Source organism: Bacillus cereus group sp. BcHK124, from assembly GCF_027712065.1.
Lineage (GTDB): Bacteria > Bacillota > Bacilli > Bacillales > Bacillaceae_G > Bacillus_A > Bacillus_A pacificus.
Genome location: NZ_JAQFPJ010000001.1, coordinates 118463 through 142679 on the forward strand (window position 1 = coordinate 118463; position 24217 = coordinate 142679).

Here is a 24217-nt window from a genome sequence, read left to right on the forward strand (position 1 = left end):
AATAGGCTATAATGATAAGACAAGAAGAGAGGGAAATACATATTATGAAAAACATTGATTCAGTACAAAATCCGCGTGTGAAGCAGTGGAAAAAGCTGCAAACGAAAAAAGAACGCGATAAAAAAGGTTTATTTTTTGTAGAAGGATTCCACTTAGTGGAGGAAGCTTTAAAAGTAGGAGTTGTAACAGAACTTATCGTTTCAGATCAGACAGACCTTCCGAAAGATTGGACAGTTAATGATGTAGAGATGTATATCGTACCGGAAGCAATCGTAAAAGTACTTCGTGAAACAGAAACGACGCAAGGTGTATTTGCTGTCTGTGAAAAGCATGAGAAAGAAGTAGCTCTTGCTGATGGAAAGTTTCTTTTACTAGATGGCCTGCAAGACCCAGGTAACTTAGGGACGATTATTCGTACAGCTGATGCAGCTGGCATTCATGCCGTTGTGCTTGGAGAAGGTTGTGTTGATGTTTATAATAGTAAAGTACTCCGTTCTACACAAGGCTCTATTTTCCACTTACCAATTGTAAAAGGGAACTTAGAAGAATGGGTAGACAAGTTAAAAGAAAATAACGTTCCTGTATATGGAACAGCTCTTGAAAATGGAGTTCCGTACGGGGAAGTAACACCAGCTGGTAGTTTTGCATTAATTGTAGGAAATGAAGGAAACGGCGTACGTCAAGAAATTCTTGCGAAAACGGATCAAAACTTGTATATTCCGATTTACGGCGGGGCAGAATCATTAAATGTTGCAGTTGCAGCAGGGATTTTAACGTATTATTTGCAAAGCCCGGTTGCGAACAAATAAAAAACTTCTTATAATAAGTTGAAGTACATTATATTAAAAGTTAAATAACGAAAAACGTTGATAGAGAAGAGTAGCTTACAAAATCGCCATATAGGGAGAGAATGCCGTAGACTGAAAGCATTCTTATGGTAGACGGAAGTGAATTCACCTCTGGAGTTGACGCCAGGACCATGTATATGTAAAGGCGTTCCGGTCAGAATTGATCGTTATAACTAATGAGTGGGCAGACATGTTCTGTCAATTTAGGGTGGTACCGCGAATTTACCTCGTCCCTTTTTGGGAGCGAGGTTTTTTTATTTTTAAAATTAGGAGGGTTCCAAATGGAAGCACGTTTAAAAGAGCTAAAGCAAAAAGCGTTAGAGCTTATTGAAGAAGCGAAAGAGCTAAAAGGCTTAAACGATGTACGCGTAGCGTATTTAGGAAAAAAAGGTCCAATTACAGAAGTATTACGCGGCATGGGAAAATTATCAGCAGAAGAGCGTCCACGTATGGGAGCATTAGTAAATGAAGTACGTGAAGCGATTCAAACGCGTCTAGATGACAAAATCAGCAACTTAGAAAAAGCAGTAATTGAAGCGAAATTAGCTACTGAAACAATTGATGTTACCTTACCAGGTCGTCCTGTTGAAACAGGTTGTCACCATCCGTTAACAGCTGTTGTTGAACAAATTGAAGATGTATTCATCGGTATGGGTTATGAAGTAGCGGAAGGAACAGAAGTAGAAAAAGACTACTACAACTTCGAAGCATTAAACTTACCGAAAGATCACCCAGCACGTGATATGCAAGATACATTCTACATTACAGAAGAAACGTTACTACGTACACATACATCTTCTGTGCAAGCACGTACGATGGAAAATAATAAAGAAAAAGGCCCAATTAAAATTATTTGTCCTGGTAAAGTGTATCGCCGCGATGACGATGATGCGACGCATTCACACCAGTTCATGCAAATTGAAGGTCTTGTAATTGATAAAAATATTCGTATGAGTGACTTAAAAGGTACACTGCAAGTATTCGTGAAAAAGATGTTCGGTGAAGATCGTGAAATCCGTCTTCGTCCAAGTTTCTTCCCATTCACAGAGCCATCTGTAGAGATGGATATTTCTTGTATGATGTGTCACGGCAAAGGTTGCGGCACTTGTAAAGGAACTGGTTGGATTGAAATTTTAGGCGCAGGTATGGTTCACCCGAACGTACTTGAAATGGCTGGTTATGATTCAAAAGAATATCAAGGTTTCGCATTCGGTATGGGCGCAGAGCGTATCGCAATGTTGAAATACGGCGTAGATGACATTCGTCATTTCTATACAAATGATGTACGTTTCTTACAACAATTCAAACGAGCGTAAGGGAAGGAGAGGATAAGTATGTTCGTATCATATCGTTGGTTACAAGAGTATGTAGATATTAAAGATGTAACGGCACAAGAACTAGCAGACAAAATCACGAAAAGTGGTATTGAAGTAGAAGGCGTTGAAGTATTAAATAAAGGTGTAAAAGGTGTTGTAGTTGGTCACGTATTAGAATGTGAAAAACACCCAGAAGCTGATAAGTTAAGCAAATGCTTAATCGATATCGGTGAAGAAGAACCAGTTCAAATTATTTGTGGTGCTGCTAACATTGCAAAAGGTTTAAAAGTGCCAGTTGCAAAAGTTGGCGCTGTACTACCTGGTAATTTCAAAATTAAAAAAGCAAAACTACGTGGTGAAGCTTCTCACGGTATGGTTTGTGCTCTTCAAGAGCTTGGCATTGATGGAAAGTTAGTTTCAAAAGAATATGCAGATGGTATCTTCATCTTCCCAAGTGACGCTGAAGTTGGTGCAGATGCACTTGAAATTTTAAACTTACATGATGAAGTACTTGAGCTTGGTTTAACACCAAACCGTGCAGATTGCTTAAACATGTTAGGTGTTGCATATGAAGTAGCTGCTATTTATGGCCGTGAAGTAAAACTTCCAGCTATCGACTTACAAGAAACAGCAGAAAAAACTGCTGATTACATTTCTGTAAGTGTAGAAGCGAAAGAAGAAAACCCATTATACATTGCAAAAATGGTAAAGAACGTAAAAATTGGTCCGTCACCAATGTGGATGCAAACGCGCCTTATGGCAGCTGGCATTCGTCCAATTAGCAACGTAGTTGATATTACAAACTACATTTTAATGGAATACGGTCAACCGTTACATGCATTCGATTACGATAAATTAGGTTCAAAAGAAATCGTTGTTCGTCTTGCAAAAGAAGGTGAAAAAATTGAAACGTTAGATGATCAAGAACGTACATTACAAAGCCACCATCTTGTCATTACAAACGGTACAAAAGCTTTAGCTGTTGCTGGTGTAATGGGTGGAGCGGATTCTGAAGTTACAAATGAGACAGTAAACGTTCTAATTGAGTCTGCATACTTTGCGGGTCAAACAGTGCGCCGTACATCAAAAGACTTAGGTCTTCGCAGTGAGTCAAGTGCGCGTTTCGAAAAAGGAATCGACCCAACACGTACATTTGAAGCAATTCAACACGCAGCTGCTTTAATGGCGAAATACGCTGGCGGTGAGGCGCTTGAAGGTGTAGTAGAAGCTGACAACTTACAAGTACAAGAGCGTACAGTATCTGTTACTGCTGACAAAGTAAACCGTGTATTAGGTACAAATATTTCTGCAAGTGAAATGGGTACAATGTTCACAAACTTAAAGTTCCCATTCACAGAAGTAGAAGGAACATTCCACGTGAATGTACCAGCACGTCGTCCTGACATTACAATTTCAGAAGACTTAGTAGAAGAAGTGGGCCGTCTATACGGTTATGACCACATTCCAGTTACATTACCTTCTGGAACAATGACTCGTGGTAAATTAACATCAGCACAAACGAAACGTCGTAAAGTACGTCGCTTCTTAGAAGGTGCTGGTTTATATGAAGCAATCACGTATTCATTAACAAGCACTGACAAAGCGAAACAATATATGGTTGAGCCAAACGAAAAGGCGCCTGTCGCTCTTGCACTTCCAATGAGTGAAGAACGTAGCCAACTTCGTTTAAGCTTAGTACCACAATTGTTAGAAGCAGTTTCATACAACGTTGCACGTAAAAACGACAGTGTTGCTTTATACGAAGTAGGTTCTATCTTCTTACCGACAGAAGAAGGAGAACTTCCGAAAGAAGAACAACATCTTGCAGGTGTTATGACAGGTCTTGCTCTTCACCATGCATGGCAAGGTGAGAAAAAAGTAGTAGACTTCTTTGTTATGAAAGGTGTACTAGAAGGACTATTCGACGTACTTGGCGTTTCAAACCAAATCACATATGCACCAGCAAAACGTGAAGGTATGCACCCAGGTCGTACAGCTGACATCGTATTAGATGGCGAAGTAATTGGTTTCATCGGTCAATTGCACCCAGAAGCAGAAAAACAATTAGATGTGAAAAATACATTCGTATTTGAACTATCTCTTGTAAAAGTATTCGGTGCAGACGCAGAAGAAACTTACTACTCAGCGATTCCACGTTTCCCATCCATGACACGTGACATGGCTGTTGTCGTAACGAAAGAAACAAAAGCTGGCGAAATGAAGCAAGTTATTGCTGAAGCTGGCGGGGAACTTCTGAAAGACGTAACACTATTTGACTTATACGAAGGTGAAAAAATGGAAGAAGGCAAGAAGTCACTTGCATTCTCTATGAACTACTTCGATCCAGAGCGTACGTTAACAGACGAAGAAGTAACAGAAGCACATAACCGTGTATTAACAGCGGTAGAAGAGAAATTTGGTGCGGAGTTACGTAAGTAATAAGAAATTGCCGGATTTATTCCGGTGATTTTTTTATTGGATTGGCTGTCGGAAAATGTCGATATATTACAAAAATCGCCGATATATTTTCCGACATCTTGCATCTTTCTCTCGAATGTAGTACATTAATTTTAGTTTAACAAAATGAAAGACGATGATAAGGAAAAGTAGTATATACTATAATCCAAAGCGAGTCAGGGACGGTGAAAGCCTGATGAGGCGGTATATGTGAAGAACACCTTGGAGTTGCTAACCGAAATTGAATCTTGTATTCAAGAGTAGACTTAGACGGGAATCCGGCCTGTTACAAACCGGGAAGTATGTATTACATACGAGTTAAAGTTGGTCTTTATGACAAATTGGGTGGTACCGCGAAGTTTAACCTTTCGTCCCTTTATGGATGAAAGGTTTTTTTGTATTTAAATATATCAGCAAAGGAGAATTTCACTATGGAAAACACATTAGTAAAAAGTCTGTATAGAGATACAGATAAATACGCAGGTCAAACAGTACAAGTATCAGGGTGGATTCGTAACTTACGTGATTCAAAAGCGTTTGGTTTCATCGAATTAAACGACGGTAGCTTTTTCAAAAGCGTTCAAATCGTTTTCGATACAGAATTAGATAACTTCAAAGAAATTGCAAAACTTCCACTTAGCTCTTCAGTTAAAGTAGAAGGTAAAGTAATTGTAACGCCTGGAGCGAAGCAACCATTTGAAATTAAAGCAGAAAAAATTGATATTGAGGGCTTATCAGATTCTGATTACCCACTTCAAAAGAAACGTCATACGTTTGAATACTTACGTACAATCGCTCACTTACGTCCAAGAACAAATGCATTCTCTGCAACGTTCCGCGTACGTTCTATCGCAGCATTTGCGATTCACCAATTCTTCCAAGAGCGTGGATTCGTACATGTTCACACACCTATCATCACTGGTAGTGATACAGAAGGTGCGGGCGAAATGTTCCGCGTAACAACGCAAGATTTAAACAACGTACCAAAAGGCGAAGACGGACAAGTTGATGAATCAAAAGACTTCTTCGGCAAAGAAACAAACTTAACAGTAAGTGGACAGCTGAACGCTGAAGCTTATGCATTAGCATTCCGTGATGTATACACATTCGGACCTACATTCCGTGCAGAAAACTCAAACACAACTCGCCACGCAGCTGAGTTCTGGATGGTTGAGCCTGAGATTGCATTCGCTGAACTAGGTGACGTAATGAACCTTACAGAAGATATGCTGAAATATGCAATGAAATACGTATTAGAGCATGCACCAGAAGAAATGGAATTCTTCAACAGTTTCGTTGATAAAACAGTTCTAGAGCGCATGAACAACGTAATCAACTCTGACTTCGGTCGCATCACTTATACAGAAGCAATTAAAGTACTTCAAGAATCAGGTGCTGACTTCAAATACCCAGTAGAATGGGGTATTGACTTACAAACAGAGCATGAAAGATACTTATCAGAAGAAATCTTCAAACGCCCTGTATTCGTAACGGACTATCCGAAAGACATTAAAGCATTCTACATGCGCTTAAATGACGACGGTAAAACAGTGGCTGCTACTGACCTTCTAGTTCCTGGCATCGGTGAATTAATCGGCGGAAGTCAACGTGAAGAAAGAATGGACGTTTTAGTAGACAGAATTAAAGAATTAGGTATGAACGAAGAGGACTACTGGTGGTACTTAGAACTTAGAAAATACGGCGGTACAAAACACGCTGGATTCGGTCTAGGTTTCGAGCGCTTCCTAATGTACATCACTGGCATGGCTAACATCCGTGACGTAATTCCATTCCCAAGAACTCCAGGTTCTTCTGAATTCTAAAATATGAAAAAAGCGAGAGGATTTCCTCTCGCTTTTTATTTTGTATAGTTTATTCTCCTGTAGCAAAAAGTAACGCGAAGGGGTGAATATAAATGAGTAAAAAAGTGAAAAAAGATCATTCAAGATCGGGCCTAGGTTCTCCAGAAGTAGAAGGACAAGGAACGACAACACATGAAACAGGTTCTCATAAAGTACCTTCATCAAATAAGAAGCAGAAACGAAGCTAACATAAAAAAGGAGAGTCGCCAAGACTCTCCTTTTTTATGTATTACATCTTTTTATCATGAATCTCTTTTGTAATATTATCTACATCTTTGTCTAATCGATCTAAATAGAAAAACCACAGTAAACTTATGAACACGTAATAGATGGCCATCACACCAAGATTATCAGATATATTTTCAAATGTAGATTTAGTAGTGAAAAAAGCTCCCCAAATGGTAGAAATAGTGAGGTAAGAAAGAGGACCTACGATGTGTACGAAAGCATATAGTACCTTTTTAACTTTTACAGCGTTCATATGAAAAACCTCTTTTTTCTAATCATACATTCAAGTTCCTCACAAAAGTGTTGCAGTTTTGCTGGATTATGTATTAACGAGCGGGCATCGTGTTTCCCGATAAATCTTCGAATCCGAAAGTTTAATAAGAAAGACCGGCCGTAACGCTCTATTAAATCGTTGAACTCTCGTTGCTCACTGAGTAGCTGAATGTTTTCTCTAATTTCAAACTGTCTTTCGTGTGGGTTACCTAGTAAAATATTTAGAATCATTTGTAGAAGTAGCAATGGGAATCTCCTCCTATGTTAGAATAATCTGTATATTATAATTATAACAAAACTATAAGGACAATAGTAGGGTGAAACAAAAAACAGGAGTTTGTAGGCTCCTGTTTTTGTCGATACTATTTTAATAAGCGAAACGCCTTCTCTGTATTAGCAAAATGCAGTTTCACAAACTCAGGTAATCGCTCTTTACCAAGTTTTTGAATTAATTTAGCAGCGGCGATATCAACTTGTTTACCAGCACCCTTTGGAAGCGGCATACCAGCTTTTTTACTTAGTTCGTCAAACTGTTTTACGAATGAGTAACGAGCTAAAATGGAAGCAGCGGCTACTGCTAAATGGACGCTTTCGCCTTTCGTCGCAAAATAAACATTTTCACGCTGTACCTGTTTTTGTTTTGCTAAATATTTGTAGTATGTATCAGGTTGTGTAAATTGGTCGATTAAGACGCCTTCAGGTTTTGTAGGTGCAATTTTAGCTAATAAGTTTGTAATAGCTTTATTGTGTAGTAAAGCTTTTAACTTACCTTGGTTGTTTCCTTTATCAAATAGCTCGTTATATTTTTCGTTATGAAGGACGAGAGAGCTGTAAGGGACAACGTGAAGAAGTTGTTTCGCAATGGCAGTAATTTGTTCGTCATTTAAGTTTTTAGAGTCTTTTACACCAAGCTCTTTTAGTAGTGGGATTTGCTTCGCATCCACATATACAGCAACTACTGTCATCGGTCCGAAGAAATCACCAGTACCCACTTCATCTGACCCTACGATTGACATTGTACCGATAGAAGCAGGCGGTGCATAACGGTGTGAATCGACAGATTTTTTTACAGCTGTTTTTGGAGTTTGGGAGACAGTTTGCCAACGGGCAGCTTCTGCTTCAGCACGTCCACCTTGGAACATTACTTTTCCGGATGTATACGCTGTAATGGTGCACGATGGCACTTTTGCCATGAAGATTCCGCCTTGCGGAGTTTTCGGGCTAAGCGAATGTTTATATTGTTGTTTCATGTCTTCAATTACTGTAGAACTTGTTTGAATTACGATAGAATTTGACATAATGGTCGCCCCTTTTTTTATATTGTTATTTTTATCATATCGGATTGTTCTTTCTGTTTCCATATTATGAAGGTTCATGGTATGATAAACTTTAGGATTCTGTACGTGATTGGAGGCCGGTGAGTTGTCACAACAAAAGGGAAAGAAAAGTCGAATTAATGTAGAAATCTATGGTCAGCAATATTCAGTTGTTGGCGATGAAAGTACAAGTCATATCCGCATGGTAGCAGCGATTGTGGATGATAAAATGCGCGAACTCAATGCCAAGAATCCTTCGCTTGACACGAGTAGACTAGCGGTATTGACGGCGGTAAACGTCATACACGATTACATAAAATTAAAAGAAGAACATGAGAAATTGAAAGAAAGTATGACAAAAAAAGGAATGGAATAACATGATTGATATTATTATCATTTTACTGCTTGTTATGGGATTTTTCCTCGGCTTACGCAGAGGGTTCATCTTGCAACTTGTAAAGTTAACAAGCTTTATTATCGCATACCTTGTTGCATACTGGTACTGTAAAGATTTAGCGCCAGCACTTGCGAAATTTATTCCGTATCCATTTGATAAAAACGTATCTGTTCCAGAATGGATTGATGCAAATAATATTGAGACAGTATTTTATCAAGCGCTTGCGTTTATCATATTGTTTATTATCACAAAAATTGCACTTTCATTACTTGGTAATTTGTTAAATATGTTTGCAGAAATACCGGTTTTAAAGCAAGTAAATGCGTTTGCGGGGGCAATCCTCGGATTTTTAGAAGTATATATTATTTTGTTTGTCTTAATTATCATTGGGAACATTCTTCCGATTGAACAATTACAAACACCATTACAACAATCATCAATTAGCAAAATAATTGTAGACGATACACCGATTCTCTCTGAAAAGGTGAAGGAACTATGGCAGACAGGTAGCAGAGTATAACTTCTCTTTTTTCGGAAAGAGAAGTTTTTTTCTATGAAAGAAAGGCGGGACAATGATGAAAGTAAATAAAAAACAAGTGATTAAATTATTAGAGACAATCGGGCTTTTTATGGAACTAAAGGGCGCGAATCCATTTAAAATATCGGCGTTTCGTAAAGCGGCAGCAGCATTAGAAAGTGATGATCGTAGTCTTTCTGAGATTGAAGATTTCACGAAGATTCCTGGCATTGGAAAAGGAACAGCAGCAGTTATTCAAGAATATATAGAGTCGGGAACATCTGAAGTATTACAAGAGCTTGAAAAAGAAGTGCCAAGTAGCTTATTACCGTTATTAAAATTACCAGGCCTTGGTGGTAAAAAGGTAGCTAAGTTATATAAAGAACTTGGTGTTGTTGATATGGAATCGCTAAAAGCGGTTTGTGAGGAAAATAAAGTACAAGCTTTAGCTGGTTTCGGTAAGAAGACAGAAGAGAAAATATTAGAAGCAATCGATCAAGTAGGATCTCGTCCAGAGCGTTTACCAATCGCGATGGTATTGCCTATTGCCGGGGAAATAGAGGAGAAATTGTCGAATATTGCTGAGGTAATTCGTTTCTCGCGCGCTGGTAGTTTGCGCCGCGTTCGTGAAACAGTGAAAGATTTAGACTTTATTATTGCAACGACAGAACCAGCTGCAGTACGTGAGCATTTACTACAATTCGATAATATGATTGAAGTAATTGCGAGCGGGGATACGAAAGTTTCTGTTCGTCTTCAATATGAATATGATATTTCGATTGATTTCCGCTTAGTAAAACCAGAAGAGTTTATTACAACTCTTCACCATTTCACAGGATCAAAAGACCATAACGTAAAAATGCGTCAAATCGCAAAAGATAAAGGCGAGAAAATTAGTGAATATGGCGTGGAGAACTTGGAAACAGGTGAAGTGAAAACATTCGAGACGGAAGAAGAATTCTTTGCTCATTTCGGTCTTCCATTTATCCCGCCAGAAGTGCGTGAAGATGGAAAAGAAATTGAATTAATTAAAGAGTATCCAAACTTAATTCAGTTCTCTGACATACAAGGTGATTTACATATGCATACAACATGGAGTGACGGTGCTTTTTCTATTGAAGAGATGGTACAAGCATGCCGTGCTCGTGGATATAAATTTATGGCAATTACGGATCACTCACAATACTTGAAAGTAGCGAACGGTTTAACGAAAGAGCGCCTTCGTGAACAAGCGAAAGAAATTGAACGTATGAACGAAAAGTATCCAGACATTACAATTTTACGCGGAATTGAAATGGACATTTTACCGGATGCTTCGCTTGATTTTGATGATGAAGTATTAGCAGAATTAGATTATGTCATTGGAGCAATTCACTCGAGCTTCTCACAAGACCGTGAAACGATTATGAAACGTCTTCGTGCGGCGCTAGAGAATAAGCATGTCACAATGATTGCTCATCCGACAGGACGTCTTCTTGGACGCCGTGAAGGTTATGATGTAGATACAGACTTATTAATCGAACTCGCAAAAGAAACAAATACAGTTTTAGAATTAAATGCAAATCCAAACCGTCTAGATTTAAGCGCGAAATTATTAAAACAAGCACAAGATGCTGGTGTAAAAGTAGCGATTAATACGGATGCTCATACACTTGAAATGTTAGAAGATATGGAAACAGGTGTAGCGGCAGCGCGTAAAGGTTGGATTCAAAAAGATAACGTGATTAACACGTGGGATATTGAACGTTTATTAGACTATATTAAACGTAATAAGTAACACAAGGGGGACCTGCAACATGTTAGAAAGAACGTTGCGTGTATTAGAATACAATAAAGTAAAAGAACAATTACTTGAACATACAGCATCTTCACTTGGTCGTGACAAAGTGAAGCATTTAGTGCCGAGCACTGATTTTGAAGAAATTGTAGAAATGCAAGATACAACGGATGAAGCAGCGAAAGTCATTCGTTTAAAAGGTAGTGCACCATTAGGTGGTATTACGGATATTCGCTCCAATGTGAAGCGTGCAAAGATTGGAAGTATGTTAAGTCCAAATGAACTACTTGATATTGCGAATACGATGTATGGTAGTCGCAATATGAAACGTTTCATTGAAGATATGGTTGATAATGGTGTCGAGCTTCCCATTTTAGAAACGCATGTTGCTCAAATTGTATCTTTATATGATTTAGAAAAGAAAATTACAAATTGTATCGGTGATGGCGGGGAAGTAGTCGATAGCGCAAGTGATAAACTACGCGGTATTCGTACTCAAATTCGTACTGCGGAAAGCCGTATTCGTGAAAAGTTAGAAAATATGACGCGTTCTTCAAACGCGCAAAAGATGCTGTCTGACTCGATTGTAACGATTCGTAACGAACGTTACGTAATCCCAGTAAAACAAGAATACCGCGGCGTATATGGCGGTATTGTTCACGATCAATCGGCTTCTGGACAAACGTTATTTATTGAACCGCAAGTCATTGTAGAATTAAATAACGCGCTTCAAGAAGCACGTGTGAAAGAAAAACAAGAAATCGAACGCATCTTATTAATGTTAACAGAAGAAGTGGCAGTAGAAGCGGATATCGTTTTATCAAACGTAGAAGTAGTTGCAAATCTTGACTTCATCTTTGCGAAAGCTTTTTATGCGAAGCGTATTAAAGCAACGAAGCCAATTGTAAATAACGAGCGTTATATGGATTTAAGACAGGCACGTCATCCGCTTATTGATCCAGAAGTTATCGTGCCAAATAACATTATGTTAGGGAAAGATTTCACGACAATTGTTATTACGGGACCGAATACAGGTGGTAAAACAGTTACGCTGAAAACAGTTGGTATTTGTGTATTAATGGCGCAATCAGGTCTTCACATTCCAGTAATGGATGAGTCAGAGATTTGTGTATTCAAAAATATCTTTGCTGATATCGGTGATGAGCAATCGATTGAACAAAGTTTAAGTACGTTCTCCTCACATATGGTGAACATTGTTGATATTTTAGAAAAAGCTGATTTTGAAAGCTTAGTTTTATTCGATGAGTTAGGTGCTGGAACAGACCCGCAAGAAGGGGCTGCACTAGCCATTTCCATTTTAGATGAGGTATGTAATCGTGGTGCTCGCGTTGTTGCTACGACGCATTATCCAGAATTAAAAGCATACGGATATAACCGTGAGCAAGTTATTAATGCGAGCGTTGAGTTTGATGTAAACACGTTAAGCCCAACGTATAAATTATTAATCGGTGTACCAGGACGTAGTAATGCCTTTGAAATTTCGAAACGTCTTGGATTATCTGATCGCGTCATTGAACAAGCGCGTAACCACATTAGTACAGATACAAACAAAATTGAAAATATGATTGCGAAGCTAGAAGAAAGTCAAAAGAATGCAGAGCGTGACTGGAACGAAGCAGAAGCGCTTCGCAAGCAATCGGAAAAACTGCATCGCGAATTACAACGTCAAATTATTGAATTTAACGAAGAACGTGATGAACGATTATTAAAAGCGCAAAAAGAAGGGGAAGAAAAAGTCGAAGCTGCAAAGAAAGAAGCAGAAGGCATTATTCAAGAACTTCGTCAATTGCGCAAAGCACAGCTTGCAAACGTGAAAGATCACGAGCTAATTGAAGCGAAGAGCCGTCTAGAAGGCGCAGCGCCAGAGCTTGTAAAGAAACAAAAGGTAAACGTGAAAAACACTGCGCCGAAACAACAGTTGCGCGCAGGTGATGAAGTAAAAGTATTAACGTTCGGTCAAAAAGGTCAATTACTTGAAAAAGTAAGCGATACAGAGTGGAGCGTACAAATCGGTATTCTGAAGATGAAAGTAAAAGAATCCGATATGGAATACATTAACACACCGAAGCAAACAGAGAAAAAAGCAGTTGCAACAGTAAAAGGTAGAGACTATCACGTTTCTTTAGAACTTGACCTTCGTGGAGAACGATTTGAAAATGCAATGGCGCGCGTCGAGAAATATTTAGACGATGCCCAGCTTGCAAGCTATCCTCGCGTATCAATCATTCACGGTAAAGGAACAGGAGCACTTCGCCAAGGTGTACAAGATTACTTGAAGAAGCATCGCGGTGTGAAAACATTCCGTTACGGTGATATGGGCGAGGGAGGCCTAGGCGTAACAGTTGTCGAATTAAAATAGAAAACAACGAAACAAAGGGGAAACCATTATATGTTTATGGACAAACTTGCAAAAGTATTGTTAGCTTGTTGCGGAATATTTTTGGTGATTGGGGTTATTTATTTAGTTGTTTTTGCGAAGTAAACGAGCGTCAATCGTGGCATAATGATATTGCCATAGATTGACGCTTTTAATATATATGAAAAGGAATAAGCTATGAAAATCAACCAATACATAAGCGAAGCAAAATCTTGCTCAAGACGCGAAACAGATTGCCTCATTAAAGCTGGACGCGTGGCGATTAACGGTGAAATATGTACGCACGGTGCACTCGTGGGTGATGGTGATGTTGTAACGATTGATGGGCAGGTTATTGCAAAAGAAGAGAAAGAAAAGGTGTATATCGCATTCCATAAACCAGTTGGCATCACTTGTACAGCAGCTGATCATATTGAGGATAATATTATTGATTATATTAATTACCCTGAGCGTATCTTTCCTGTTGGACGATTAGATAAAGCGTCAGAAGGCCTTATTTTATTAACGAATGACGGTGCGATTGCAAATCAAATTTTACACGGTGATCATGAGCATGAGAAAGAATATGTTGTCACAGTCGATAAACCTTTTACAGATTGGTTTATTGATGAGATGTCCAGCGGTGTAAAGATTAAAGATGGGATGACGAAGCCGTGTAAAGTGACGAGGGTTGATCAGTCTACATTTCGAATCGTTTTAACGCAAGGAATGAACAGACAGATTCGTAGAATGAGTCGAGCTTTCGGGTTTACTGTAACAAAGTTAAAGAGAGAACGCATTATGAATATAGAGCTAGACGATCTTGAAGTAGGAAAATGGCGAAACATTACAGATGGGGAATTAGAAATATTAATAGGGCAGCTATAGGGAGGAAAAATTTTCTCCCTATATTTTTTTGTCAGAAAAAATAAAACTATTGATTTTTTAAAAAATAGCCCATATAATAAAAAACAACAAGTTTCGACAAGATATTTTATAAAAGTAATGATGAGGACATGAGTTGTTTTTTACGATTCTCAGAGAGGGAAGCCTTAGGCTGTGAGCTTCCTAATACGAAAAGACAGACTTACCACCTCTAAACTTCAAGAGTGAACTGCATGATGCATTGTAATTCTTGGCGGATAAAACCGTTATCAATTTACACGAGCTATAAAATGAGCTTATTTCGTTATAAATTCATTTTATTAGAATAAGGGTGGAACCACGATTTCAACACTCGTCCCTTTGTTAGGGACGGGTGTTTTTTGCGTTCTTTTACGGGGAAGTATGCTTGAAAGAGGATATGTGACGGATTTTGATTCAGAATATTTTGTTAATTTATAATTATTATGTAGGAGGTTAGTAGAAATGAAATCATCTTTAAAGTTTTCTGAGATGTTTGCAATAAGTTTAATGTTATTTGCACTATTTTTCGGTGCGGGTAATATGATTTTTCCACCAGCATTAGGACAAGGCGCTGGAACAGATGTATGGATCGCACTATTTGGTTTTGTCGTAACAGGCGTTGGATTGCCTTTATTAGGAGTTATCGTTATAGCTTTAAAGGGAGATATTAATGAGCTAGCAGGGCGTGTACACCCTATATTCGCACTAGTTTTTATTACTGCAATTTATTTATGTTTAGGCGTATTCGTAAGTGTGCCGCGTACAGGAACTGTTGCTTATGAAATGAGTGTTGCACCGTTTTTATCAAGTGAAATAGCTGGTCAATCGTATCCACTTGTTATCTTTACATTTATTTTCTTTGCTGTCACTTTCTATTTAGCTTTAAACCCATCAAAATTAGTGGGCCGCATCGGTAAAGTATTAACTCCGATTTTATTAGCTGTTATTGCAATTATTGTAGTGAAAGCACTTATTACACCAATGGGTGAATTTGGTGCACCAACAGAAGCATATAGTGCTCCGCTATTTAAAGGTTTTATTGACGGATATTTAACTTTAGATGGACTTGCAGCACTTGTATTCGGAAATGTTGTAATTCATGCGTTAAAAGAAAAAGGTATTACAAATAAAAATAGCATTGCAAAAGTAACAATTTTTGCAGGATTTATTGCGGCACTTGGTTTACTACTAGTTTACTTGGCGCTTGCTTATCTCGGAGCTTCTAGTGTTTCTCTTGGAATGGGAGCAAACGGAGGGATTATTTTAACAAACGTTGTAAATCATTTATTCGGTAGTTACGGAACTCTATTATTAGGAATCGCAATTACAGCAGCATGTTTAACAACTTCTGTAGGTATTGTTGCAGCTTGCGGAGAATATTTCTCTTCTTTATTACCAAAACTTTCTTATCAAAAGGTTGTTTTCATTTTCTGCGTATTAGCATTTATGGTAGCGAATCTTGGATTAACTCAGTTAAATGCATTAGCATTACCGATTTTAATTGCAATTTACCCAATTGGTATCGTGCTTATTGTATTATCACTTGTTGAAAACTATATTCGTCTTCCTTTAGTCATGTATGTAGGTGGTATTGTAGGAGCATTCATGATTAGTTTCTTTGATGGGTTACACAATGCAAATCTTGAGATTGCAGCATTAACACCAATTTTAAATAAAATTCCATTATATAGTGTAGGGATTGGTTGGTTCGTTCCTGCTCTAGTAGGTATTGTAATTGGATATATTATTTCTTTGTTTCAAAAGCAAGAAGTTGCTGTAGAAAAATAGAGAAAAGAGGCTTTCTATGAAAGAAAGCTTCTTTTTTTGTAGGGAAAGCCATATATAGAGAAATTTAGATATTTAAAATTTTATACGTAATATAGTTGACAAAAAAATTATGAGTAGGCTAAGATTGACTTAGTTGTGGAAATATTGGAAGGAAAGTGAGGAGTGAAAGGTATAAAGTTTTCTATAACAATATTATTTTTGTAGATAGAGGTGATCAAGTAGGAAAATGGATAGTTTTATTTTTTTTGAGATTCATTGAGAATGATAATCAACGAAATAAATAGGGACTTATGTTAAAATAAGAATCGCTCTTTATAAAGAATAGAGAGGGATATTATTTTTAACATGAATTGAGAATGATAATCAATAATATCTGTATTACATAAACAAATTACAATTAAATAAGGATAGAAGATTATTATTTTTTTCTAATATAATGAGAATAATTATCATTTTCAAAAAGTATGGATGAAAGATAAACAAGGAGGAAGTAAGCTAAATGAGAAAGATTTCTGTATTACCCGCTTTTATTATAACGTTCGTATGTATGCTAGCTTTTCTTGTCATGCCATATGGGAAAGTTGCAGCACAACTAGCTGACGGTACTTACGATATTAACTATGTCATTCAAAAAGCGGAAAATGATTCAGCTTCAATGGCAAATGATTATTTTGAAAAACCAGCTAAGCTAGTTGTGAAAAATGGTGAGATGAGAGTGCAAATCCCGATGAATCATAGTGCTTGGATTACAGAATTTAAAGCACCTGAGAACGGGAATTTTGTTGATGCAAAAGTTGTTAGTAAAGATGAATCGGCAGATAAAAGAACAGTAGAGTTTAAAATAGATGATTTATCTAAACCAGCAGCTGCAAAAATTCATGTTGTTGTACCAAACGTAAATTATGACCATAACTACACAATTCGCTTTGCATTTGATGCAAATGTAAAAGCGGTAGGTGGAGAAAACGGCGCGGCTGCTACAACAAAAAACAATGATCAAACGAAAACAGGTACACAAGTCAAAGAAGCGAACAAAGAAACAAATAAAGATACAAAAAATGAAAATGGTAAAGCTGAAAAAACAGATAATCCTAAAACAGGAGATGAAGCACGTATCGGATTATTTGCGGTGTTAATTCTTATTTCAGGTGTTTTCTTAATTCGTAACGTGAAGTTTAGTAAATAAATAAAAAGGAGCGTTATTTCATTGAACAGGTATCTTAAGATCGTTGTTGCTATGTTTTTAATGATATTTACATTCGTATCGACACTACAACCACTTGCAGTTCAAGCAGCTACTCAATTAGCTGACGGTGAATACTCAATCGGTTTTAAAGTTCTTAAAGACGCATCGGATGAAGTATCCATGATGAATGAATACTCTGTAAGTCCAGGAACTTTAAAAGTGAAGGATGGGAAAAAGAAAGTGTCCTTTACATTAAAAAATAGTTCATGGATTACGAAATTTGAAACAGACAAAGCAGGTCAACTTGTTGAGACAAATGTAATTAGTGAAGATAAAGAAAAAGATACAAGAGTAGTAGAATTCGATGTGGAAGATGTAGAGAAGATATTAAAAGCGAAAGTAAAAGTAGATATTGATTTTCTGAACTATCATCATGAATATGATGTTCGTATTGCATTTGATCAAAATAGCATTACACCAATTCATGTAGAAAAACCAGATGAAAAAGAGGACCCAGCTAATAAGCCAGATCCAAAGGAAACTACGGATCCAGGTCAGAAGCCCGACCAAAAGCCTGACCCAGATCAACAACCAAATTCTAACACAATTGCAGATGGAGAGTACAGTATTCCATTTAAAGTGTTAAAAGATAAGACAGATGAAGAATCTAGAATGAATACTTACATGGTAAATCCAGGAGTATTAAAAGTAGAAAACGGTAAGAAAAAAGCATTTGTAACACTAAAAAGTAGCTCATTAATTAAAAATTTCCAAACGGAAAAAAATGGTGCATTTATTGATGCAAAAGTAGTGAGTGAAGTTAAAGAAAAAGATACAAGAGTCGTAGAATTTGAAGTAGACGATGTATCTAAAAAACTAAATGCAAAAGTTTTTATTGAAATGGCATCAAGAAATTATAAACAAACGCATGAGGTACAGCTTTCATTTGATCAAGAAAAACTTGAGCCAATTAAGAACGAAGAAAAGCAACCGGATGAAGATAAAAAGCCAGAAGTAGAAAAACCAGATGGAAACAAGAATCCAGATGCTGACACAATAAAAGATGGTGAATACAGCATCGATTTCAAAGCTTTAAAAGATCAAACAGAAGAAATTTCAATGATGAATACGTATACAAAGAGTCCAGGCGTGTTAAAGGTAAAAAACGGTAAAAAATATGTATCATTCACATTAACGAATAGTGCATGGATTACAAAGTTTGAATTTGAGAAAAATGGTTCGTTTATTGATGCAAGTGTATTAAGTGAAGATAAAAAGGCTGATACACGCGTAGTGGAAGTAGAAGTAAACGATTTATCTAAGAAGTTAAATGCAAAAGTGAAAGTAGATATCGATTCAATGAATTACCATCATTTCTACAATATCCAATTTGCATTTGATAAAGATAGCATTCAGCCAGTAGAAAACCAAGGTGGAAACAATAACCAAGGTGGAAACAACAACGAAGGCGGAAACGAAAACCAAGGTGGAAACAACAACGAAGGTGGAAACGAAAACCAAGGTGGAAACAACAACGAAGGTGGAAACGAAAACCAAGGTGGAAACAACAACGAAGGCGGAAACAATAACCAAGGTGGGAACAACAACGAAGGCGGAAACAACAACGAAGGCGGAAACGAAAACCAAGGTGGAAACAACAACGAAGGTGGAAACAATAACCAAGGTGGGAACAACAACGAAGGTGGAAACAACAACGAAGGCGGAAACGAAAACCAAGGCGGAAACAATAACCAAGGCGGAAACAACAACGAAGGCGGAAACGAAAACCAAGGTGGAAACAATAACCAAGGCAATAACACAACCATTGATCCAAAAGCTCTTAAAGATGGTGAATATAGCATTGGTTTTAAAGTTTTAAAAGATCAAACAGAAGAAATTTCAATCATGAACACATATACAAAGAGTCCAGGTGTATTAAAAGTAAAAGATGGTAAGAAGTATGTATCGTTTACATTAACGAATAGTGCGTGGATTACAAAGTTTGAGTATGAAAAAAATGGTTCTTTCGTTGACGCGAAAGCGTTAAGTGAGAACAAAGAAAAAAACACAAAGGTAGTAGAAATAGAAGTAGATGATTTATCAAAAAAATTAAATGCAAAAGTAAAAGTAGATATTGATGCGATGAATTATCACCATTTCTACGATGTTCAATTTGTGTTTGATCAAAATAGTATTAAAGTTTCAGGTAACGAAGATGGAAACAACAACCAAGGTGGAAATGACAACCAGGGCGGAAACGATAGCCAAGGTGGAAATGACAACCAGGGCGGAAACAATAGCCAAGGTGGAAATGAAAACCAAGGTGGAAACAATAACCAAGAAGGAGATAATAAGCCGAAAGTAATCGTTGATCCGAAAAATTTAGTAGATGGTCAATACGATATTCCATTTAAAGTGTTAAAAGACAAAACAAATGAACTTTCAAAGATGCATGACTATACTGTGCATCCAGCAAAATTAATCGTTAAAGATGGTAAAAAGTACATTGAGATGACGCTGAAAAATAGTGCGTGGATTACGAAATTCCAAACAGAAAACAATGGTCTATTTGCTGATGCGAAAATAGTGAGCGAAGATAAAAATGCAAATACGAGAGTAGTGCAATTTGAAGTAAGTGATTTATTTGCAAAATTAAATGCAAAAGTAAAAGTAGATATTAACGAAATGAACTACCATCATTTCTACGATGTACAAATCCAATTTGATACAAATAATATTGGTGCGTTAGGAACGATTAAAGAGGATCCAAAAAAAGATCCGAAGAATGATCCGAAAAATCCAGTAACTACACCGAAAGTAGATAATGTAAAAACAGTAGGAACTCCTGATTTTAACCGAAATGCAGATGGTAAAAAGAAAAACGAAGCTACAAATAATGATGCGAAAAAAGAGAAAAACTCAAAAACTGCAGATACAGCACAGCTTGGTTTATACATGGTGCTACTGCTTGGGTCACTCGCTTTACTAGTTCGTAAATATAGAGCTGGTAGATTGTAATTTTGGGAGTCTTGATGCGTTTTCGGGCGCATCAAGACTTGTTTCATATTGTTTGGAAAGGAGTGGTGATTAAGAGTGAAGAAAATTGCAAGTGTACTAATGGCTATCATTTTATTAGTGAGTATAGCTGGTTGCTCCCCACAAAAAAAAGAAACAGCGAAGCCGGCAAAGAGTGAAAATAAAGAGAGGGTTGTTGCAACGACCGTCGCTGTTACTGAAATTATGGATGCGTTAGAAGTAGATTTAGTTGGTGTGCCAACGAGTACGAAAGATTTACCAAAAAGATATAAAGGTTTAGCTGAAGTCGGGAATCCGATGAGCCCTGATATGGAAAAAGTAAAGTCGTTAAAGCCGTCAGAAGTATTATCCGTGACAACACTTGAATATGAATTAAAGCCGGTGTTTGACGGTGTAGGTATGAAAGCAAATTTTGTGGACTTAACTAGTTTAAAAAATATGCAAAATTCCATTAGTAATTTAGGTAAGCAATATGGACGCGAAAAGCAGGCTGAAGCAGTTGTAACGAAGTTAGATAAAAAGGTTGCTAGCATTCAAAAAGAAGTAAAAGGAAAGAAAGAACCGACAGTGCTTATTTTATTAGGTGTACCAGGGAGCTATTTAGTAGCAACTGAGCATTCCTATATTGGAGATTTGGTGAAACAATTAGGTGGTAAAAACATTGTACAAGGTGAGAAAGTAGAGTATTTAGCCTCTAATACAGAGTATTTAAAGAAAGCTGATCCAGATATTATTTTACGAGCAGCACATGGTATGCCTGATGAAGTTGTAAAAATGTTTGATAAAGAATTTAAAACAAATGATATTTGGAAACACTTCGCTGCAGTTAAGAATAACCGTGTTTACGATTTAGAAGAGCGTTTATTTGGAACGACGGGAAATTTAGAGGCAATGGAAGCGTTAGATGAATTGAAGAAAATGATGTATCCGTGATGCATTTTCATATAAAGGAAGAGTGGAATGAATAAAAAAACTTGGAGTTTCTTCATTGTTACTGTATTACTTATTGTTATGACATCATTGTCAGCAATGAAAGGGAGTTTAGAAATAGGGATAGTAGACCTTGTACAAGGAATATTTACAGGGGCTAATGAAGATGTGGAAGTGATTAAAGATTTACGTTTCCCGCGTATTATTATTGCGCTGTTCACTGGGGCGGCTCTTGCAGTTTCAGGTGTGCTTTTTCAAGCTGTTATGAAAAATCCACTCGCTGATGCTGGAGTGATCGGTATATCTTCAGGAGCAAGTTTTATGACACTTGTTATTATTACGTTATTCCCGCAATTCTTTTTCTGGACACCAGTATTTGCCTTTTTAGGTGGTGCATTTGCATGTTATCTCGTTTATGCCTTTTCATGGAAGTCAGGGTTAAGTCCACTTCGCATTATTTTAGTTGGTATAGCTATTAATGCGATGTTCACTGGATTAAATGAATCGTTCATTACGATTTGTGGATATTTCATAAAGAGTATTAAGCAAACGACGACTTCTAATATAACGATGAAGACGTGGGGTGATGTAGAAATAATGGTTACGTATGGAACAATTGGTCTTATTCTTGCTCTGTTTGTAGGAGCTTGGTGTAACTTATTATCACTACAAGATAAGACTGCGAAAAACTTAGGCTTGCACGTGACGAGAGTTCGTCTTATTATCTCTGCTATTGCAGTACTTTTAGCGGCAGTATCAACAGCGATTGCAGGTGTTATTGCTTTTGTAGGATTACTTGTTCCGCACATTTCGAGACAACTAGTTGGTTCAGACCATAAAGTGTTGATTCCATTTTCTGCACTTGCAGGAGCGTTATTAATTTTGACGGCGGATACGATTGGAAGGTTAATTGTGCCACCTAACGAAATTCCAGCGGCGACGATTATGGCAGTTATTGGTGGCCCATTCTTAATATTCTTGCTTAGAAAGAGTGATAAAGTTCATGGAAATTAAAAATGTAACCTTTTCATACGATAATGTAACAAATCGTTTAAAGTCTGTTAGTAGTGAAATAGAAATTGGGAAAATTACAACAATCATTGGTCCGAATGGTTGCGGGAAATCAACATTACTTGGTGTTATGTCTAGAAATCATGCTCCTAATAGTGGGGAAGTAATACTTGATGGAAAGGCGATTAGTGAGTATAAACCGAAAGAGTTTGCTAGAAAATTAGCTGTTGTCCATCAACAAAATGAGGCGCCAGCAGATATTACAGTGGAAAAACTAATAAGCTTTGGACGTATGCCATATAAAAATATTTTTTCTTCGCAAACTAATGAAGATAGAGAAGCAATTGAGCGTGCACTAACATGTACGAATTTGCAAAGTAAGCGTGAAAAGCCAATTCATGCTTTATCGGGCGGAGAGAGACAGCGAGTTTGGATTGCGATGACATTAGCTCAAAGTACACCAATGCTTTTCTTAGATGAACCGACAACATATTTAGATATTTATTATCAGCTAGAAATATTAGAGTTAGTGAAAGAATTAAATGAAGTGTATGGATTAACGATTGTGATGGTACTACATGATATTAATCAAGCCATTCGTTATAGTGATCATATTATCGTTATGAAAGATGGGGAAATTGTTACGAAAGGTAATCCTAATGAGGTAATAACAGAAGAAATGGTTAAAGCAATATATGGTGTAGATGTCGTTGTGAAACAAGACGAAGATACAGGGTTATACATGGTACCAATGGGAATTTAAAGGCTGGGCATAATCCGTTTTGAGGTGATAATTTGAATAGTAAGAAAGAACGGAAAAAGAATTCTTTTTTTCAACGAATACTTACAATTGTATTTTTAGGAATCTTTTTCTATTCAATGTATGAATTGGGTGGGATTTTCATGGATTATTATGAAAATCGTAAAGTAATGGCTGAAGCGCAACATATTTATAAGAGAAGTCCAATGGAAGAAAAATCAGAAGATGGGGAAGTACGTAAACAGTTTCAAGCTCTCCAAAAAATTAATCCAGAAATAGTGGGATGGATTACGATGGATGATACACAAATCAATTATCCAATCGTTCAAGCGAAGGATAATGATTACTATTTATTTCGTAATTATAAAGGCGAGGATATGAGAGCGGGAAGTATTTTTATGGATTATCGTAATGATGTGAAATCTCAAAACCGAAATACTATTTTATATGGTCATCGTATGAAGGACGGTTCTATGTTTGGAAGTTTAAAAAAGATGTTGGATGAAGATTTCTTCATGTCCCATCGTAAATTGTATTACGATACATTATTTGAAGGATACGACGTTGAAGTTTTTTCAGTATATACGACAACGACGGACTTTTATTACATTGAAACGGATTTTGAAAGCGATGCAGCGTATACAGCGTTCTTAAAGCAAATTCAAGATAAATCCCTTTACAAAACGGATACGAAATTGACGGCTAATGATGAAATTATAACACTTTCTACATGTGACTATGCACTTGATCCAGAAGCAGGAAGATTAGTCGTACATGCGAAACTAGTAAAAAGACAGTAAATAAAAAAGTATAGAATATGAGAAGTGGTAACGCTTCTCATATTCTATACTTTTAAAAAACAGTTTTTACTGTGCTGCAGCCATAGGCATACGTACAACTTTCACATCATAGTAAGAGATTTTATTATCGAGAATATAATCTGGCATTCCGCCTTGATGTGAGTGAGCTGCTTTAAATGCTGGGCTCTTTGTCCAACCTTGGAAATCTTCTTTTGCATTCCAGCGCGTGCTAATTGTTACCTCGTCATAATCAACTGTATTTTGCGTTAGAAGAACTTCTAATCCTAAAAATCCTGGCATTGTTTCGACTTGACCTACTTTATTAAAACGATCAATTAATTTATGTCCATTTCCCTTTGTGATTTTAGCTGTATTTGTAACAATAATCATGTTTATTCCTCCTATAAGTTGTAGACTTTATTTTCGAGAACT

The 24217-nt window shown here is 37.0% G+C and carries 21 protein-coding genes and 3 other annotated features; of the genes, 17 read left to right on the plus strand and 4 right to left on the minus strand.

The window, feature by feature from the left end; translation table 11 throughout:
* Positions 1-11 precede the first annotated feature (11 nt).
* The 5 genes from PDK19_RS00685 (at position 12) to PDK19_RS00705 (ending at position 6671) form a co-directional block, all read left to right on the plus strand.
* The gene (locus PDK19_RS00685) at positions 12-809 is read left to right on the plus strand and encodes a TrmH family RNA methyltransferase (RefSeq protein WP_016718637.1); all 798 of its coding nucleotides are present in this window, start codon (positions 12-14) and stop codon (positions 807-809) included.
* 48 nt (positions 810-857) lie between these two features.
* Positions 858-1086, plus strand: a binding site (T-box leader).
* A gap of 43 nt (positions 1087-1129) precedes the next feature.
* Positions 1130-2164 (plus strand): phenylalanine--tRNA ligase subunit alpha, encoded by a 1035-nt coding sequence (pheS, locus tag PDK19_RS00690; RefSeq protein WP_000388219.1) that lies wholly within the window; start codon positions 1130-1132, stop codon positions 2162-2164.
* Positions 2165-2182: 18 nt separating this feature from the next.
* The gene (gene pheT / locus PDK19_RS00695; protein WP_000498165.1) at positions 2183-4603 is read left to right on the plus strand and encodes a phenylalanine--tRNA ligase subunit beta; all 2421 of its coding nucleotides are present in this window, start codon (positions 2183-2185) and stop codon (positions 4601-4603) included.
* A 145-nt stretch (positions 4604-4748) separates the two neighbouring features.
* Positions 4749-5000, plus strand: a binding site (T-box leader).
* A gap of 52 nt (positions 5001-5052) precedes the next feature.
* Positions 5053-6444 (plus strand): asparagine--tRNA ligase, encoded by a 1392-nt coding sequence (gene asnS / locus PDK19_RS00700; protein WP_000432167.1) that lies wholly within the window; start codon positions 5053-5055, stop codon positions 6442-6444.
* 92 nt (positions 6445-6536) lie between these two features.
* Complete coding sequence (locus tag PDK19_RS00705; protein WP_000039588.1) at positions 6537-6671, plus strand: YuzL family protein; 135 nt, start codon at positions 6537-6539, stop codon at positions 6669-6671.
* A gap of 41 nt (positions 6672-6712) precedes the next feature.
* Here PDK19_RS00705 and PDK19_RS00710 read toward each other — a convergent pair whose 3' ends face one another.
* The 3 genes from PDK19_RS00710 to rnhC form a co-directional block, all read right to left on the minus strand.
* Positions 6713-6964 carry a hypothetical protein gene (locus PDK19_RS00710; RefSeq protein WP_000994755.1) on the minus strand — a complete coding sequence of 84 codons (252 nt, stop codon included), beginning with the start codon at positions 6962-6964 and terminating at the stop codon, positions 6713-6715.
* Positions 6961-7230: a hypothetical protein gene (locus PDK19_RS00715; protein WP_014893491.1), complete on the minus strand. Its 270-nt coding sequence runs from the start codon at positions 7228-7230 to the stop codon at positions 6961-6963. Before PDK19_RS00715 ends, PDK19_RS00710 begins: the two co-directional genes overlap by 4 nt.
* A 116-nt stretch (positions 7231-7346) precedes the next feature.
* Positions 7347-8282: a ribonuclease HIII gene (rnhC, locus tag PDK19_RS00720; RefSeq protein WP_270706452.1), complete on the minus strand. Its 936-nt coding sequence runs from the start codon at positions 8280-8282 to the stop codon at positions 7347-7349.
* A gap of 124 nt (positions 8283-8406) precedes the next feature.
* On the opposite strand from rnhC, the gene zapA reads away from it, so the two are divergent.
* The 12 genes from zapA to srtB all read left to right on the plus strand — a co-directional run bounded on the left by zapA (position 8407) and on the right by srtB (position 23785).
* Positions 8407-8676: a cell division protein ZapA gene (gene zapA / locus PDK19_RS00725; RefSeq protein WP_000082701.1), complete on the plus strand. Its 270-nt coding sequence runs from the start codon at positions 8407-8409 to the stop codon at positions 8674-8676.
* A gap of 1 nt (position 8677) precedes the next feature.
* Positions 8678-9217, plus strand: a complete 540-nt coding sequence (locus tag PDK19_RS00730; protein WP_000565408.1) for a CvpA family protein — start codon at positions 8678-8680, stop codon at positions 9215-9217.
* A 55-nt stretch (positions 9218-9272) separates the two neighbouring features.
* Positions 9273-10991: a DNA polymerase/3'-5' exonuclease PolX gene (gene polX / locus PDK19_RS00735; protein ID WP_000867537.1), complete on the plus strand. Its 1719-nt coding sequence runs from the start codon at positions 9273-9275 to the stop codon at positions 10989-10991.
* A 19-nt stretch (positions 10992-11010) separates the two neighbouring features.
* Complete coding sequence (locus tag PDK19_RS00740) at positions 11011-13371, plus strand: endonuclease MutS2 (RefSeq protein WP_000893733.1); 2361 nt, start codon at positions 11011-11013, stop codon at positions 13369-13371.
* A 195-nt stretch (positions 13372-13566) separates the two neighbouring features.
* On the plus strand, positions 13567-14256 hold the full coding sequence (locus tag PDK19_RS00745) for a 23S rRNA pseudouridine(2604) synthase RluF (RefSeq protein WP_000700717.1): 690 nt from the start codon (positions 13567-13569) through the stop codon (positions 14254-14256).
* Between the two features lie 108 nt (positions 14257-14364).
* Positions 14365-14616: a binding site (T-box leader), on the plus strand.
* Between the two features lie 120 nt (positions 14617-14736).
* Positions 14737-16062, plus strand: coding sequence for a branched-chain amino acid transport system II carrier protein BrnQ6 (gene brnQ6 / locus PDK19_RS00750; protein ID WP_000842668.1), 1326 nt, complete (start codon positions 14737-14739; stop codon positions 16060-16062).
* 499 nt (positions 16063-16561) lie between these two features.
* Positions 16562-17248: a heme uptake protein IsdC gene (gene isdC, locus PDK19_RS00755; protein ID WP_001226897.1), complete on the plus strand. Its 687-nt coding sequence runs from the start codon at positions 16562-16564 to the stop codon at positions 17246-17248.
* Positions 17249-17269: 21 nt separating this feature from the next.
* Entirely contained in the window at positions 17270-20266 is a 2997-nt protein-coding gene (locus PDK19_RS00760; RefSeq protein ID WP_270706453.1) for an NEAT domain-containing protein, read from the plus strand.
* A 75-nt stretch (positions 20267-20341) separates the two neighbouring features.
* Positions 20342-21217 (plus strand): heme ABC transporter substrate-binding protein IsdE, encoded by an 876-nt coding sequence (gene isdE / locus PDK19_RS00765; RefSeq protein WP_074568225.1) that lies wholly within the window; start codon positions 20342-20344, stop codon positions 21215-21217.
* 27 nt (positions 21218-21244) lie between these two features.
* On the plus strand, positions 21245-22228 hold the full coding sequence (locus PDK19_RS00770) for a FecCD family ABC transporter permease (RefSeq protein ID WP_001036817.1): 984 nt from the start codon (positions 21245-21247) through the stop codon (positions 22226-22228).
* On the plus strand, positions 22218-22988 hold the full coding sequence (locus PDK19_RS00775; RefSeq protein WP_000403751.1) for an ABC transporter ATP-binding protein: 771 nt from the start codon (positions 22218-22220) through the stop codon (positions 22986-22988). The genes PDK19_RS00770 and PDK19_RS00775 overlap by 11 nt, the downstream gene beginning before the upstream one ends.
* Positions 22989-23020: 32 nt before the next feature.
* Positions 23021-23785 (plus strand): class B sortase, encoded by a 765-nt coding sequence (srtB, locus tag PDK19_RS00780; RefSeq protein WP_001086113.1) that lies wholly within the window; start codon positions 23021-23023, stop codon positions 23783-23785.
* 66 nt (positions 23786-23851) lie between these two features.
* Here srtB and isdG read toward each other — a convergent pair whose 3' ends face one another.
* On the minus strand, positions 23852-24175 hold the full coding sequence (isdG, locus tag PDK19_RS00785) for a heme oxygenase (RefSeq protein ID WP_000587815.1): 324 nt from the start codon (positions 24173-24175) through the stop codon (positions 23852-23854).
* Between the last annotated feature and the right edge of the window lie 42 nt (positions 24176-24217).

Coding starts and splice junctions, on each gene's coding strand:
- PDK19_RS00745 (WP_000700717.1), top strand. CDS start 13,567: ATGAAAATCAACCAATACATAAGCGAAGCAAAATCTTGCTCAAGACGC.
- PDK19_RS00705 (WP_000039588.1), top strand. CDS start 6,537: ATGAGTAAAAAAGTGAAAAAAGATCATTCAAGATCGGGCCTAGGTTCT.
- asnS (WP_000432167.1), top strand. CDS start 5,053: ATGGAAAACACATTAGTAAAAAGTCTGTATAGAGATACAGATAAATAC.
- isdG (WP_000587815.1), bottom strand. CDS start 24,175: ATGATTATTGTTACAAATACAGCTAAAATCACAAAGGGAAATGGACAT.
- PDK19_RS00775 (WP_000403751.1), top strand. CDS start 22,218: ATGGAAATTAAAAATGTAACCTTTTCATACGATAATGTAACAAATCGT.
- brnQ6 (WP_000842668.1), top strand. CDS start 14,737: ATGAAATCATCTTTAAAGTTTTCTGAGATGTTTGCAATAAGTTTAATG.
- isdC (WP_001226897.1), top strand. CDS start 16,562: ATGAGAAAGATTTCTGTATTACCCGCTTTTATTATAACGTTCGTATGT.
- PDK19_RS00770 (WP_001036817.1), top strand. CDS start 21,245: ATGAATAAAAAAACTTGGAGTTTCTTCATTGTTACTGTATTACTTATT.
- pheT (WP_000498165.1), top strand. CDS start 2,183: ATGTTCGTATCATATCGTTGGTTACAAGAGTATGTAGATATTAAAGAT.
- PDK19_RS00710 (WP_000994755.1), bottom strand. CDS start 6,964: ATGAACGCTGTAAAAGTTAAAAAGGTACTATATGCTTTCGTACACATC.
- polX (WP_000867537.1), top strand. CDS start 9,273: ATGAAAGTAAATAAAAAACAAGTGATTAAATTATTAGAGACAATCGGG.
- pheS (WP_000388219.1), top strand. CDS start 1,130: ATGGAAGCACGTTTAAAAGAGCTAAAGCAAAAAGCGTTAGAGCTTATT.
- PDK19_RS00730 (WP_000565408.1), top strand. CDS start 8,678: ATGATTGATATTATTATCATTTTACTGCTTGTTATGGGATTTTTCCTC.
- rnhC (WP_270706452.1), bottom strand. CDS start 8,282: ATGTCAAATTCTATCGTAATTCAAACAAGTTCTACAGTAATTGAAGAC.
- PDK19_RS00685 (WP_016718637.1), top strand. CDS start 12: ATGATAAGACAAGAAGAGAGGGAAATACATATTATGAAAAACATTGAT.
- PDK19_RS00740 (WP_000893733.1), top strand. CDS start 11,011: ATGTTAGAAAGAACGTTGCGTGTATTAGAATACAATAAAGTAAAAGAA.